The organism is Nocardia sp. NPDC051321 (assembly GCF_044455225.1).
GTDB lineage: Bacteria > Actinomycetota > Actinomycetes > Mycobacteriales > Mycobacteriaceae > Nocardia.
The window spans coordinates 582,587-596,110 of record NZ_JBITEM010000002.1 but is presented as its reverse complement, the minus strand read 5'-3'; the positions used below and the strand labels follow the sequence as shown (position 1 = coordinate 596,110).

General features: G+C 68.8%; 14 protein-coding genes. 4 read left to right on the top strand and 10 right to left on the bottom strand.

Annotated features, from left to right (window positions below; translation table 11 throughout):
• Window positions 1-302 precede the first annotated feature (302 nt).
• The 3 genes from ACIA8C_RS06830 to ACIA8C_RS06820 are packed head-to-tail and all read left to right on the top strand — an operon-like array spanning window position 303 to window position 3,903.
• Entirely contained in the window at window positions 303-1,076 is a 774-nt protein-coding gene (locus ACIA8C_RS06830) for a methyltransferase domain-containing protein (RefSeq protein WP_397131830.1), read from the top strand.
• Window positions 1,073-2,653, top strand: coding sequence for a 1,4-alpha-glucan branching protein domain-containing protein (locus ACIA8C_RS06825; RefSeq protein WP_397131678.1), 1,581 nt, complete (start codon window positions 1,073-1,075; stop codon window positions 2,651-2,653). Before ACIA8C_RS06830 ends, ACIA8C_RS06825 begins: the two co-directional genes overlap by 4 nt.
• Window positions 2,650-3,903, top strand: coding sequence for a glycosyltransferase family 4 protein (locus tag ACIA8C_RS06820; RefSeq protein WP_397131676.1), 1,254 nt, complete (start codon window positions 2,650-2,652; stop codon window positions 3,901-3,903). The genes ACIA8C_RS06825 and ACIA8C_RS06820 overlap by 4 nt, the downstream gene beginning before the upstream one ends.
• A gap of 11 nt (window positions 3,904-3,914) precedes the next feature.
• On the opposite strand, the gene ACIA8C_RS06815 is transcribed toward ACIA8C_RS06820, so the two are convergent.
• Window positions 3,915-4,460 (bottom strand): DUF1697 domain-containing protein, encoded by a 546-nt coding sequence (locus tag ACIA8C_RS06815; protein WP_397131674.1) that lies wholly within the window; start codon window positions 4,458-4,460, stop codon window positions 3,915-3,917.
• A complete protein-coding gene (locus tag ACIA8C_RS06810; protein ID WP_397131672.1) occupies window positions 4,457-5,203 on the bottom strand; it encodes an acyltransferase in 747 nt (248 codons plus the stop codon). The genes ACIA8C_RS06815 and ACIA8C_RS06810 overlap by 4 nt, the downstream gene beginning before the upstream one ends.
• Window positions 5,204-5,486: 283 nt before the next feature.
• On the opposite strand from ACIA8C_RS06810, the gene ACIA8C_RS06805 reads away from it, so the two are divergent.
• Complete coding sequence (locus tag ACIA8C_RS06805; RefSeq protein ID WP_397131670.1) at window positions 5,487-6,827, top strand: PQQ-binding-like beta-propeller repeat protein; 1,341 nt, start codon at window positions 5,487-5,489, stop codon at window positions 6,825-6,827.
• Between the two features lie 6 nt (window positions 6,828-6,833).
• Here ACIA8C_RS06805 and ACIA8C_RS06800 read toward each other — a convergent pair whose 3' ends face one another.
• The 8 genes from ACIA8C_RS06800 to ACIA8C_RS06765 form a co-directional block, all read right to left on the bottom strand.
• On the bottom strand, window positions 6,834-8,009 hold the full coding sequence (locus tag ACIA8C_RS06800) for a class I SAM-dependent methyltransferase (protein ID WP_397131668.1): 1,176 nt from the start codon (window positions 8,007-8,009) through the stop codon (window positions 6,834-6,836).
• Complete coding sequence (locus tag ACIA8C_RS06795; RefSeq protein WP_397131666.1) at window positions 8,009-8,986, bottom strand: class I SAM-dependent methyltransferase; 978 nt, start codon at window positions 8,984-8,986, stop codon at window positions 8,009-8,011. Before ACIA8C_RS06795 ends, ACIA8C_RS06800 begins: the two co-directional genes overlap by 1 nt.
• Window positions 8,987-9,179: 193 nt before the next feature.
• Window positions 9,180-9,956, bottom strand: a complete 777-nt coding sequence (locus tag ACIA8C_RS06790) for an enoyl-CoA hydratase-related protein (RefSeq protein WP_397131664.1) — start codon at window positions 9,954-9,956, stop codon at window positions 9,180-9,182.
• A 30-nt stretch (window positions 9,957-9,986) separates the two neighbouring features.
• Window positions 9,987-10,757: an NUDIX hydrolase gene (locus ACIA8C_RS06785; protein ID WP_397131828.1), complete on the bottom strand. Its 771-nt coding sequence runs from the start codon at window positions 10,755-10,757 to the stop codon at window positions 9,987-9,989.
• A 168-nt stretch (window positions 10,758-10,925) separates the two neighbouring features.
• Complete coding sequence (locus tag ACIA8C_RS06780; RefSeq protein ID WP_397131662.1) at window positions 10,926-11,759, bottom strand: ABC transporter ATP-binding protein; 834 nt, start codon at window positions 11,757-11,759, stop codon at window positions 10,926-10,928.
• Window positions 11,760-11,820: 61 nt separating this feature from the next.
• Window positions 11,821-11,988 carry a hypothetical protein gene (locus ACIA8C_RS06775; RefSeq protein ID WP_397131660.1) on the bottom strand — a complete coding sequence of 56 codons (168 nt, stop codon included), beginning with the start codon at window positions 11,986-11,988 and terminating at the stop codon, window positions 11,821-11,823.
• 163 nt (window positions 11,989-12,151) lie between these two features.
• Window positions 12,152-12,958 carry an aminoacyl-tRNA hydrolase gene (locus tag ACIA8C_RS06770; protein ID WP_397131658.1) on the bottom strand — a complete coding sequence of 269 codons (807 nt, stop codon included), beginning with the start codon at window positions 12,956-12,958 and terminating at the stop codon, window positions 12,152-12,154.
• A complete protein-coding gene (locus ACIA8C_RS06765; RefSeq protein WP_397131656.1) occupies window positions 12,958-13,401 on the bottom strand; it encodes a protease inhibitor I42 family protein in 444 nt (147 codons plus the stop codon). Before ACIA8C_RS06765 ends, ACIA8C_RS06770 begins: the two co-directional genes overlap by 1 nt.
• Between the last annotated feature and the right edge of the window lie 123 nt (window positions 13,402-13,524).

Below are 13,524 nucleotides of genomic sequence, written 5' to 3'. Positions count from 1 at the left end.
CTCCTGTTCTGGTTACACGTATGGAGTGGTCGCACAGGCGGCGCCGTACGTCCGTGTGAGTAGCTCAGGGCGTGACACTACCCTACGTTAAGTTACCCGTGGGTAACTTAGCCGCTTCTCTCTCATAACGCCAGACCCAGCGATATCGTGCCGGGTCGGAGCACCCATGCCGAACGGTCTATCTCGACTGGGCAGGGGCATCCCGGTGACCGGGTGCGGGTATCCCGCAAACACTCAGTACCAGTAACGTCGGAACGATGAGTGAGGCTGTGATCCCTGCCGCATTGCACGACCCGACTGGCATGACCGGCGCGCCAGCGACGACCATCGACGCCGTCGAACCGCTGCCGTTGACCGGCGAGCGGACCGTCCCCGGCATCGCCGAGGAGAACTACTGGTTCCGCAGACACGAGATCGCCTACGCTCGCCTGCTCGACCGTTGCGCCGGAAAAACCGTGCTGGAGGCCGGATCCGGCGAAGGCTACGGCGCGGACATGATCGCCTCGGTGGCCACCAAGGTCACCGGCGTCGACTACGACACCGGCGCGGTCGAGCACGTGCGCGCCAGGTACCCGCGGGTGGAGATGATCCAGGGCAACCTCGCCGCGCTGCCGCTGCCCGACGCCTCGGTCGACGTCGTGGTGAATTTTCAAGTGATCGAACATCTTTGGGATCAGGGCCAGTTCCTTCGTGAGTGCCTACGGGTGTTGCGACCCGGCGGCGAGCTGCTGATCAGCACGCCGAACCGGATCACCTTCTCGCCCGGTCGCGATACCCCGCTCAACCCGTTCCACACCCGCGAACTCAACGCCGCCGAGCTCACCGAGCTGCTGGTCGAGGCGGGCTTCGAGGTCGAGCGGATGACCGGCGTGCACCACGGCGCGAGCCTGAAAGCGTTGGACGCCAAGCACGGTGGGTCGTTCATCGACGCGCAGATCGAGCGCGCGCTGGCCGGTGAACCGTGGCCCGCCGAGCTCACCGCCGACGTCGCGGCCGTCACCATCGACGACTTCGCGCTGATCGCCGACGACATCGACGCGAGCCTCGACCTGGTCGCCATCGCGGTGAAGCCTTGAACGACGCGGCGGTTCCGGGTCAGTTCAGCCTGGTCCTGCACTCCCATCTGCCCTGGTTCGCGCACCACGGCCGGTGGCCGGTCGGCGAGGAATGGCTCTACCAATCCTGGGCGGCGTCTTACCTTCCGGTCGCCGAGGTACTGAGAACGCTTGCCGCCGAAGGACGTTCGCATCTGCTCAGCCTCGGCATCACGCCGGTGCTCGCGGCGCAGCTGGACGACCCGCACTGCCTCGCGGGCATGCACCACTGGCTCGGCAACTGGCAACTACGCGCCGACGAGGCGGCGATGGCAGGCAATGTCGCCCTCGGCAGGCACGAACATCGTTTGGCCACAGCGGCTTTGGCCGATTTCGAGGAGCACTGGCGGCACGGCGCCGCACCGGTCTGGCGCGGGCTGATCGACGCGGGCACCATCGAATTGCTCGGCGGCCCACTGGCTCACCCGTTCCAGCCGCTGCTCGATCCGCGGCTGCGCCAGTTCCAGCTCACCGAGGGACTGAGCGACGCGCGCCACCGCTGGGGCCACACGCCCACCGGCATCTGGGCGCCGGAATGCGGCTACACACCGGGCATGGAGATCGGTTACGCCGAGGCCGGTGTGACCCATTTCATGGTCGACGGACCCGCGCTGCGCGGCGACACCACCCTCGGCCGCCCGGTCCGCGAGTCCGATGTGGTCGCGTTCGGGCGCGATCTGCAGGTGAGTTACCGGGTCTGGTCGCCCAAATCCGGCTACCCGGGCCAGAGTGCCTACCGTGACTTTCATCACTACGACCACGCGACCGGTCTCAAGCCGTCCCGGGTCACCGGCAAGACGGTGGCCGGTCCGGACAAGGCGCCCTACGACCCGGAACTCGCGGCCGCGGCGATCGGCCGCGACGTCGACGACTTCGTGCAGACGGTGCGCGAGCGACTGATCAGCGAATCCGCGCGGATCGGCAGGCCCGCGCTGGTGGTGGCCGCGTTCGACACCGAATTGTTCGGGCACTGGTGGCACGAGGGGCCACAATGGTTGGCCCAGGTGTTGCGGGCGCTGCCCGAGGCCGGCGTCGATGTCGGCACGCTGGCCGATGCGCGCGAACGCGGATTCGTCGGTGCGCCGGTGCCATTGGCCGATTCGTCCTGGGGCTCCGGCAAGGACTGGCGGGTCTGGGCCGGGGATCAGGTGCAGGACCTGGTCGAGCTCAACGACGACATCGTGCGGCTCACCCTGGACACGGTCGACAAGATGCGCCCCGCCGACGGTGCGCCCGCGCTGCGCGACAACGTCGCCGACCAGTTGCTGCGCGAAGCCATCCTCACCGTGTCCAGCGACTGGGCGTTCATGGTCAGCAAGGACTCCGCCGCGGGCTACGCGCGCGACCGCGCGCACCGGCACGCGCACGCCGTGCGGGAGATCGCGGCCGCCGTCGGAGCGGGTCAACTCGCGAAAGCACAGCAGTTGGCGGCAGGATGGGGGTCGGCTGACGGACTCTTCCCCGGTGTGGACGCGCGACGACTCGGCACTGCCGGGTCCGGAGGAAGCTACGCCGCGGCCGCCGAGCACGCCGCGTCCAGCGCAGAAGGACATGCATGAAGATCTTGATGGTGTCGTGGGAATACCCGCCGGTCGTGGTCGGCGGGTTGGGCAGGCATGTGCATCACCTGGCGACCGAGCTGGCCGTTGCGGGCCACGAGGTGGTCGTGCTGGCCCGTCGCCCCTCCGGCACCGACTCCTCGACCCATCCCACCCACTCCTTCATCGCCGAGGGTGTGCTGGTGGTCGCGGTCGCGGAGGACCCGCCGTGCTTCGACTTCGGCGAGGACATGCTGGCCTGGACCCTGGCCATGGGGCACGCCATGGTGCGGGCCGGTATCGCGCTCGGCAAGCCCGGCATCGGTGACGGCTGGGCGCCCGACGTGGTGCACGCGCACGACTGGCTGGTCGCCCACCCCGGCATCGCGCTGGCCGAGTACTACGACGTGCCGCTGGTCTCGACCATTCATGCCACCGAAGCCGGACGGCACAGCGGCTGGGTCGCGGGCAAGGTCAACCGGCAGGTGCATTCCGTCGAGTGGTGGCTCGCCAACGAATCCGACGCGCTGATCACCTGCTCGGCCTCGATGCAGGACGAAGTGGAACGGCTCTACGGCCCCGAGCGAGTGCCGATGACGGTAATCCGCAACGGAATCGACGTGGGCGCCTGGACATTTCGGCCGCGCTCGCCGCGCACCGGGCCGCCGCGGCTGCTCTATGTCGGCAGGCTCGAATACGAGAAGGGCGTGCAGGACGCGATCGCCGCGTTACCGCGCATCCGCCGCGCGCACCCCGGCACCACGCTCACCGTCGCCGGTATCGGCACCCAATTCGAGTGGCTGCGTGAGCGCGCCCGGGTGCACCGGGTGGCCCGCGCGGTGCATTTCGCAGGCCAACTCGACCACACCCAACTGCTCGGCTGGCTGCACGGCGCCGACGCCATCGTGCTGCCGAGCCGCTACGAACCCTTCGGCATCGTCGCGCTCGAAGCTGCCGCCGCGGGCACCCCGCTGATCACCTCCACCGCGGGCGGACTCGGCGAGGCCGTCATCGACGGCGTCACCGGCGCCTCCTTCGCCCCCGCCGACGTCGACGGCCTGGTCGACGCCGCCCGCGCCACCCTCGACGACCCCGTCGCCGCCCAAGACCGCGCCTACGCCGCCCACGAACGCCTCACCGCCGACTTCGCCTGGGACGTCGTAGCCGCCGAAACCGCCCAGGTCTACCACTCCGCCAAACGCCGCGTCCGCAACCCCCTCGGCCGCCCAACCATCATCGAACGCCCCCTCCCCGAGCGCGACCCCAAGTAGCGCGAATACCGCTAGGGCGCCATCTTTTTGACGACGCGCTGGACGGTGAGCCAGGTGCGGGTGGTGATTTCTTTGCCGTGGGTTTTTTCGAGCCAGGCCATGAAGTCCGGGGTCTTGCCGGGTTCGCTGTTGTCGATCACCGCGAGATAGGTGCTGCACGGCTTGTCGTAGCCGACCACGCGGGCCAGCGGATCGGGCTGGTCGGGCAGCTTGCGGGCGGCTTTTTTGCGGTCCTTGAGGAACGTGGCGATGAGGTAGGTGCCGCGGCCGTGGGTGAGGCCGGGGAACGGATCGGTGTCCAGTAGTGCTTGCAGCTCTTCGTGACTGCGGATGATGGTGCCACCGGCAATGCCCAGTTCGGCGTTGAGCGCCTGCTGAATCCGATCCTCGAGATCGCTGACGTCGGTGTCGGGGCTCTGGAAAACGATGTTGCCGCTCGCCAGCACCGACGCGACCTGCTCGAACCCCAGCTTCTCGAACACGCCGCGCAACTTCTCGTTGCTCATGTTCGGGTTGCTCGGCGCGATCCCGCGCAACAGTGCGGCGTAGCGCGTCATGCCGTCTTGGCGCCGTTCTTTTTACGCTCGATATCTTCCAGCGCCGCAAGGTATTTCGCGCGCTCCTCGGCGCTCGCCTCCCAGGCGGCCTTGCGGTTCTTGACGACCTTGGCCGGCGCACCGACCGCGATGCTGTAATCCGGTATCTCGCCCTTGACGACGGCGTGCGCGCCGAGCACACAGCCGCGGCCGACCCGCGTCTCCCGCAGCACCGTGACCTTGGCGGCGATCCAGGTGTCGGGACCGATCCGGACGGGACTCTTCACGATGCCCTGATCCTTGATCGGCAACGTGATGTCGTCCATCTTGTGGTCGAAGTCGCAGATGTAGCACCAGTCGGCGACCAGGGTGGATTCGCCGATCTCGATGTCGAGGTAGGTGTTGACGACGTTGTCCTTGCCGAACACCACCTTGTCGCCGATGCGCAGCGAACCCTCGTGGCAGCGGATGGCGTTGCCGTCGCCGATGTGTACCCAGCGGCCGATCTCCATCCGGCCCAGCTCGGGGGTGGCGTGCACCTCCACCCGCTTGCCGAGGAAAACCATGCCGCGCAACACGATGTGCGGGTTGGCCAGCCGGAACTTGAGCAGCCGGTAGTAGCGCACCAGGTACCAGGGCGTGTACGCCCGGTTCGCGAGCACCCAGCGCAGCGACGCCGCGGTAAGAAAGCGCGCCTGCTGCGGATCCCGGCGGCGCGATCCTCGCCAGCGCGAGCGCAACGGTGCGCCCCACATGCTCGTCACGAACGGTTCTCCTGTCGTGGTCCAACGGCTCGTCGCCACCTCGATGACGACGGGTAGAGCATAACGGGCGCGGCCGGTGCCGATTCGGGCGCGGACCGCGCACGCGCGCGAACCGCAACGGCAGGACTCGTACACTCGCGCGGGCCCCTACCGTACAGTGACTGCTGCGCCGCGGGCGGCGCCCCCGAATCCACACGCGTACACCCGAACCGGGTCGCTCCAGAGTTGTGGGTCGGCACGCTTTAGTCTCGTGCGAGCGGAAACGACGACAGGAGTGCAGCAGGTGCGAAGTGGCGTACTGGCTAGTTCCATGTGGCGACCGTCCCGGCTGCGGGTAGTTGCGTCGCTGGCCGCGGTCGGTGCGCTGGCAGTGGCCGGCTGCGGCACCGATGTCGACGACATCGCGGTCGGCCCGGGTAAGGGCTGGCCCGCCGCGTATCACGACGGCCGCAACGGTGGCAGCAGTCCGGTGGCCGGCGCCAAGAAGATCGGGCTGAGCTGGTCGCGCCCGATCGGCGGCCCGATCGCCGAGCCGGTCACCATCGGCCCCGACGGACAGCTGTTCCTCACCACGAACACGCCGACCTGCACCCTCTACTCCTTCCAGATGCTGACCGGGCGCAAGCGTTTCTGCAGCGGGCTCGGCCCGACCGCGATCGCGACGCCGTCGGTGGTGGACGGCATGACCAATGTCTATGTCGGCGACGACAAGGACAACGTCGGCGCGGTGATCTCCTTCAACTACCTCGGCCAGCCGAGGTGGCGCACCACGGTGGCTGGCTCCCCGATCTCGGCGCAGTTCACCGGCGACGGAAACCTGTTGACGGTCACCCAATCCGGTCAGGTCGACGTGCTCTCCCGGCAGACCGGCCAGCGCGTCGTCTCCACCGTGCAGCTGCTCGGCCAGCCGGACTTCCTGAACAACCCGAACCTCTCCTGGCCGGATGCCGGGCAGGGCCTCGGCGATTGCCACGCGGGCGAACCGCAGTGCCCGGTCGCGAACATCTCGGCCCTGGACACCGCCACCGGGCGCTTCTTCGTCACGGTGTGGCAGCCGGGCAAGCCGACCGCCGCGCTCGTCGCACTCCGCTACGCGGACAACAAGATCCAGCAGGAGTGGAGCGCCGACCTGCTGTTCGGCGGCAGCGCGACCAGCCCGACCCTTTCCCCCGACGGCAAGACCGTCTACGTGGGCGACAACACCAACCGGCTGATCGCCGTAGACACCGCCGACGGACGCACCAAATGGGTGCAGCCGCTGGAATGGACGCCGCGCGGCGGCATTTCGGTGTCCAGCGACGGTCTGATCATCCCGTCCGGCGATGAGGGCTACCTGCTCGCGCTGCGCGACAAGGGTGACGCGCCGGAAATCGCTTGGGAGCGTAAGGACCTCGACCTGCGCGGCACCCCGGTGCAAACCGCGGGCGGCACCGGCTACACCGCCGCGGCGATCGGCGAGGGCCTGAACCTCATCACCTTCGACACCAAGACCGGCAGCACCATCGATTCCGATGTCCTGCCCGGCGCGCAGGGCAGCACCACCGGCACCTCGATCGGCGCCAAGGGCGAGGTCGTCGTCGCCACCCGCATCGGCGAACTGTTCGTCTTCAAACCCGAACGCTGAGGCTGATCAGCGCGTAGCTGCGACGGCGGTGCAGAGGAAAGCCGTTGGGGTGCGGCCTATCCGGGTGATCACCAGGGTAAAGGGGTGGGTGCCTTGGGGTTTGAGGGTGCGGCGGAGTTTGTCGGGGTCTACGTCGACGCCGCGGATCAGGATTTCCAGGGGGCCGCAGTCGTGGCGGCGGAGTTCGGCGCGGAGGGTTTTCTCGCGGTAGTCGAGGCGGTCGACGATGCGGAAGCCCCGGGTTCCCGGCGGGACGGTGTTGCCGGTGAGGTAGGCGATGCGTGGGTCCAGTTGCCAGAGGCCGTGTTTCGCGGCGTAGTGGCGGACCAGTCCGGCGCGGACGACGGCGCCGTCCGGATCGATGATCCAGTCACCGGGGTCCTGTTCAGGGATATCGTCGGGGTCCGCGTCGGTGAGGGTGAAAGACGTTCCGGCCGACGATGATACGGTCGCGCGGCGAGTGATCCCCGGTTCGGTCAGGCCCGCCGACCACAGGCACGCCTCGCGGACCGCGCCGTCGAGGGAGACCACCTCGATTTCACCAGCCCAGTCGAGTCGGTCGAAATCCAGTCCGGGGGCGCACTTTACGGCGAGATCACGGTCCGGGTAGGCGGCGAGCAGGTCGGGTAGCGGCGGCTGCAACTTGGCTGGGTCGTGCGTGCGCCGACCGTCCGCGCGCCGCGCGGGATCGGCGATGACGACGGTGCCCGTACTCACCGGCACGAGCGCATCCGCCTTGGCCAGCAACACGTTTCGGCATCCGGCGAGGTTGTGCGCGGCCATCGACAGCCGCGCGTCATCCAGGTCACTGCCGATCACGGCAGTACACACCCGCGCCAGCTCGGCCAGCTCCGCCCCGATCGAACAGGTCACGTCGTGCACGGCCCGCCCGGCCAACCGGGCGGCCCGCTGCCTAGCGACCAACGTCGGGGTCGCCTGCTGGAGTGCGTCGTCGGTGAACAGCCAGTCCCCCGCGTCGATGAGCTTGGCACCCGCTTTGCGGCGCAACCGCACCGTTTCGACGAGCGCCGCCGCCCACGCGCCGTGTTCGCGACGCACCCGCTCCAGATCACGCAGGTGCGTCGCCTGGGACAGCTCCAGCCGATCCACCTCGGTCAACGCGGCGATGCCCACCGAGCTGCCCAGGAAGGCGACATCGTCTCGACTGAAGCCGTAGCCCACTATTTGGCGGAGAGGCCAGGCTTCACGCCGGTGATCATCGCGTTGTAGAAGAACTGACGCGGCACCACCCGGCGCATGACATTCTCGTCCAGCCAGCTCAGCCGCAGCCACGCCTTGTACATGGCCAGCCGGTAGCCCATGGTCAGCTTCTCGTCGGGCACGGCCGCCTCGAAGGTGCGCACCGGCCAGCCCCACAGCGCGGCCGCGAACTCCTCGGTGGTCGCCTTGACGTCGACGGCACCGGCCGAGCTCGCCATCCGCTCCAGGTCGCGCGGGTCGAAGGTGTGCAGGTCGACGACCGCCTCGAGCGCCGCGGCCCGCGAGGACTCGTCGAGCTCGGTCTGCGGACGCCGCCACCCGGCCAGCTGCGGCAGCTTGGTGACGGTGGTGGTGGCCTTCCAGGTGGCCCGGCCGAGCCAACGCGCGTAGAAGTTACCCGCGGTGGTCGGCTCGCCCGCGAAGACGAAGCGCCCGCCGGGCTTGAGCACGCGCAGGCATTCCTTCAGCGCGAGTTCGACATCGGGGATGTGGTGCAGCACCGCGTGCCCGCACACGAGATCGAAGGTGTCGTCCTCGTACGGGATGGTTTCGGCGTCGGCGACCCGGCCGTCCACGTCGAGGCCGAGGTTCTCGGCGTTGCGCAGCGCGACCTTCACCATGCCCGGCGACAGGTCGGTGACGGAGCCGGACTTGGCCACACCGCCCTGCATCAGGTTCAGCAAAAAGAAGCCGGTGCCACAGCCGAGTTCGAGGGCTCGGTCGTAGGGCAGCGGCGCCGGGCCGACGGCCGCGTCGAACCGGCCGCGGGCATATTCGATGCAGCGTTCGTCATAGGAAATCGACCATTTGTCGTCGTAGGTCTCCGCTTCCCAGTCGTGATAGAGCACCTGGGCGAGCTTCGTATCCTTGCGCGCTGCTTCGACCTCTGCCTCGGTTGCGTGCGGGTGAGGCGCGGGGTCGTCGGGACGTACCGTCATGGAGGCCAAGCCTAGCTTGTCCGCCTCTGTGCCTATTTTGCCGGTCGTGTGTACAACTCGATTCCGCCACCGGTCCGGCGGCCAGGTGCCAGCCAGTTCTGGGCGCACCCGTGTACTCACGAAATCAGACGTGACGGCGGGCAGTGCGATCCAGACCGGTTGCCGAGCAGCCACACATGCCATCAGGCACCACTCACCGACCGACGAATGCGGCCGAGCCAGGTCCGTCGGCCAGGTAGGACTCGGTCCCGATGCGACGGTCCTCGGTGCCGAACAAATCAGACCATTCGGTCTGTGCACGGTCGAGCCCGTGCGGGCCCGCCTCGAAGACCGCCTTCGCGGCGGCGAGGGCGCGGGCCGGGCCATCGGTGAACCGCTGAGCCCACGTCAGCCCGGCGGTGTACACGTCGTCGGGCGGCACGACCTCGTCGACCAGACCCAGTGTGCGAGCCTCCTCGGCCTCGACGAACCGGCCGCTGTAGACGAGATCCTTGGCCGGTCCCGGCCCGATCAGCAGGGACAGCCGCCGGATCCCGGCCAACGGGATGAGCCCGGCCTTGATCTGCGGCAGGCCGAGCTTGACGTTGTCGCCGATGATCCGCCGGTCCGCGCCGAGCGCGAGTTCTAAGCCGCCGCCGAGGCAGTAGCCGCTGATCGCCGCGACGGTCGGCTGCGGCAGCCGGGCCAGGCAGCCGAGGTCGCGCTGCAGGTCGCCGGCCATCGCACGGGCTTGGTCTTCGCTCAGCCCGGCCAGCTCGGTCAGGTCGTCGCCCGCCGAGAAGACGCGCTCGTCGCCGTAGAGCAGCACCGCGGCGACCGTCGGGTCCGCGGCGACGATGTCGGCCGCTTCGGCCAGCTCCCGCACCAGCTGCGCGTTCACCAGGTTCATCGGCGGGCGGGCGATCCGGAGGACGGCGACGCGGCGCGCGGTATCACCCTCGAGCAGATCCAGGGTCACGAATTCGGCCATGGGACGCCACGCTACCGGCCGTCCGGTGCCTCACTTGCGGACGGATCCCTTGAGCCTGCTCGCATCCGGGAGACCGGCGAAGTAGCGTTCCCCGTCCGGGAAACTCAGCATTCGCTCGCCGGTGTCGGCGGACAGCACCGGCATGATCGGCTCGATGACCGGCTCAGCGGCGAAAATCTCGGCGGTGGAATCGAATTCACCGAGCGCGTCCAATTGCGACCAGGTGGGCGGCAACAGGATGTCGGTGCCTGCCCGCCAGCGGTCCAGTGCCTCGGCCGGAGTACGCCACTGCACCTCGGCCGCCTCGGAGGTGGCGCCGTCGGCCAGCTGCCCGGCTGGCAATACCGCGACGAAGAACCTGGTGTCGTAGCGCCGCGGCTCGACCACCGGAGTGATCCAATTCGCCCACGGCCGAAGCAGATCCGCGCGCAACACCAGTTTCTCCGCGGCCAGGAAACCGGCCAGCGAGAGCTCGCGGCGTTCCAGTTTGCCTCGCGCCTCGCGATAGCCGGTGGTGTCGGAGACGACGGTGTCGGCGGTCGGACCGGCAAGCAGCACACCGCATTCCTCGAACGTCTCACGCACGGCGGCGCAGACGAGCGCCTTGGCGCGCGGCTCGGTGGTGGCGAAACGCTCGGCCCACCAAGCGGGTTCGGGCCCGGTCCACTCGATGTCGGCCGTGCCGTCCGAGGGATCCACCCCACCGCCGGGGAATACCGTCATCCCGGCCGCGAAAGCCATCGCGCCGACCCTGCGCTGCAGGAATATCTCAGGTCCGGCAGCGCCATCGCGCACCAGCATCACCGTCGACGCGTCCTTGGGCGACGCCCCCGACTGAGAGTCACCCTGCACTTTTGTCTCACTCACCCCTGCACCCTAACGCCCGCTTGGTCCCGCACCCCCGACCGACAGCGACTGAAGGCGACCTCGAGCGGGACAGACGGGGCGAAAGGCGCCTTCGGTCGGGGGTCAGCGGGTGCGGTGTTTGCCGGCGCGACGGGAGCGGCGGGCGAAGTAACGGCCGTCCACGCGATCCAACGCGATGGACTGGCGGAAGGCGTCGCTCAGGTTTTCGGAGGTCAGCACGTCGGTGAGCAGACCTTGCGAGACGACCTCGCCTTCGTTGAGCAACAGCCCGTGCGTGAAGCCGGGCGGGATCTCCTCGACGTGATGGGTGACCAGGACGATGGCGGGCGAGTCCGGGTCGGCGGCGAGATCGCCGAGCCGCTCCACCAGTTCCTCGCGACCGCCGAGGTCGAGCCCCGCGGCCGGTTCGTCGAGCAGCAACAGCTCCGGATCGGTCATCAGCGCGCGGGCGATCATCACCCGTTTGCGCTCGCCCTCCGAGAGCGTGCCGTAGGTTCGGTCCGAAAGATGTTCCGCGCCTAGGCTTTCCAGCATGTCGACGGCGCGGTCGGTGTCGACGTCGTCGTAGCGTTCGCGCCAGCGGCCGAGCACCGCGTACCCCGCCGACACCACCAGATCGCTGACCTTCTCGTCCCGCGGCACCCGTCCCGCCACCGCGGCGGACGACAAGCCGATCCGCGGCCGCAGCTCGCTGATGTCGACCTTGCCGAGCACCTCGCCGAGCAGATGGGCGGCGCCCGAGGTCGGGTGCATCTCGGCCGCGGCCATGCGGAGCAGGGAGGTCTTGCCCGCGCCGTTGGGGCCGAGCACGACCCAGCGTTCGTCGAGCTCGACCTGCCAGGTCACCGGGCCGACGAGCGTGTGGCCCGAGCGGCGAACGGTGACGTCGGTGAAATCGATGAGCAGATCGGGATCCGGTTGCGGCACGCGGTCCATCTTGGCCCACCCGCCCGGCTACTCGCCAACGCGGGCGGGTCTGAAAAGCGTGTCGCTCGGGTCAGCGGCGGCGGCCGAGCGCGAAGGGATCGCGAAGCCGCTGGTCGTCGGGTTGGTCGGGATGGTGATGGTCCTCATCGTCCGACTTGTGTAGCAGCCGGGCCACGATGAGAGCCAAGGGAACCGACAGGAGCACCCACAGGGCGAGAATCACCAGCAGCGTCGTCATAGCTGGTCCTTCCTTCGGTCGGCAAGGCCGCGATGCCGATATATTCAGCCTCCGCCCGGCGGGCTCAGCGAAGGTAGGGCACAACGTCCTCGGTGAAGTTGCACAGAGTGATACCCCATTCCGACCCGCGCAACGCTCATTCAGCGCGGGCGTTTTCCGGCGGCTACGCCGACCGCGCCTGCGCCGCGATCACCGTCATCGAGCCGGGCGCCACCTCGGTGAACCCGGCGTCGCGCACCGCCACCGCCGTGCCGCGCGCGACCTCATCGACTAATGCCTTCCATTGTCGCGCATCGGCTTCCCTTACGGAGCAACGGAATTCCTGCTCGGCCCAGCGCAGTGCCTGCTGCGCGGTCAACGCACCGGCCAGCAACATGCTGGCATGACCCACCTGCGCGGCGGCCTTGCCCAGTGTCATGCCCAGTTCCGCGTCGACCCACAGCACCGGCAGTTCGGGATCGGCGGGACCGGGGTCGTCGTGCTCGAGGTCGGTGCCACCGATCTGCAAACGCCTGATCCGCGGGTCGAGGTCGCCGACCGGCCCCGGCACGAACGCTCGTGCCTGCGCACCGTCGAAATCGACTGTGACACCGTCCACCTCGTTCGCCACGAGCCACTGGGCACCGCGGGCGCGCCGGGCTACCTTGCGGATGCGCGAGCGCTTCCAGGCCAGGTAGCGCGGCGCCCACTCGCCGCCGGGACCGACCCGAGCGTCCAGGCACAGCGCCACCGACGCGGTCGCCGCCGCGGCAAGCAATGCGCTACGCGGCGGCGGATCCAGTTTGGGCAGGTGCAGCACGATCTGCATGGCTTGCACCATGGCCGGATCGTCCGGGTCGCCCGCGCCGCCGTAGCCCTGTGCCAGTTCCGCGTGCCGGACGCGGAACCCCTCTTCATCGAATTCGACCGGCGGAGCCGGGCTTTCCCGCTCGTCCCGGACTCCGGCACCACATTCCGGGATGCTCGACATCACTCCACCTTGACCGTCAATGAATACGTTTGCGCGGGCTCGACACCCTGCTCCCACGGCCGCAGATAGTCCATCGAGAGCTTGGTGATCCCCGCGGCCTTACCGACGAAGGTCCACACCGCACCGCCACCGGAGCCGGGCGCGACCGGCACGTTCGGGTCCGGCTTGAACCCCGGATCGCCTTGCGCCTGAAGCAGATTCGCGTCCAGTCCGGTGATCTGCCACATGTATCCGGTGGACGGATTCGCGGGCAACGTCACCACCAGGGACTGCCCGACGGCGACCTGTCGTTCCTGTCCGTTGTCGGCCTCGCCTGCCGTCACCGGGGCAGGCCCCTGGCTCGAGGTCGGCGCGGCCGAGGAGGTCGCGTCCGAGGACGAATCGTTCTTGCCGCACCCGACAACAGCCAACCCGAGCAGCAGCACAAGCAGAGATTTCCGCAACGCACCCTCCGATTTCGCCCTGACGATCCTGGTCGGCGCCAGCTTACCGACGGTGCCGACCGGATCCGGCCATTGGTATCGGGTGCGCCCGGTCAGTCGAGCAGCACCGAGATCGCCGGGTGG

Bases quoted from the DNA above. Each gene is read 5' to 3' on its own strand.
- ACIA8C_RS06820 (WP_397131676.1), top strand. From the start codon at position 2,650: ATGAAGATCTTGATGGTGTCGTGGGAATACCCGCCGGTCGTGGTCGGC.
- ACIA8C_RS06830 (WP_397131830.1), top strand. From the start codon at position 303: ATGACCGGCGCGCCAGCGACGACCATCGACGCCGTCGAACCGCTGCCG.
- ACIA8C_RS06785 (WP_397131828.1), bottom strand. From the start codon at position 10,757: ATGCTGGTGCGCGATGGCGCTGCCGGACCTGAGATATTCCTGCAGCGC.
- ACIA8C_RS06775 (WP_397131660.1), bottom strand. From the start codon at position 11,988: ATGACGACGCTGCTGGTGATTCTCGCCCTGTGGGTGCTCCTGTCGGTT.
- ACIA8C_RS06790 (WP_397131664.1), bottom strand. From the start codon at position 9,956: ATGGCCGAATTCGTGACCCTGGATCTGCTCGAGGGTGATACCGCGCGC.
- ACIA8C_RS06780 (WP_397131662.1), bottom strand. From the start codon at position 11,759: ATGGACCGCGTGCCGCAACCGGATCCCGATCTGCTCATCGATTTCACC.
- ACIA8C_RS06795 (WP_397131666.1), bottom strand. From the start codon at position 8,986: ATGACGGTACGTCCCGACGACCCCGCGCCTCACCCGCACGCAACCGAG.
- ACIA8C_RS06815 (WP_397131674.1), bottom strand. From the start codon at position 4,460: ATGACGCGCTACGCCGCACTGTTGCGCGGGATCGCGCCGAGCAACCCG.
- ACIA8C_RS06770 (WP_397131658.1), bottom strand. From the start codon at position 12,958: ATGTCGAGCATCCCGGAATGTGGTGCCGGAGTCCGGGACGAGCGGGAA.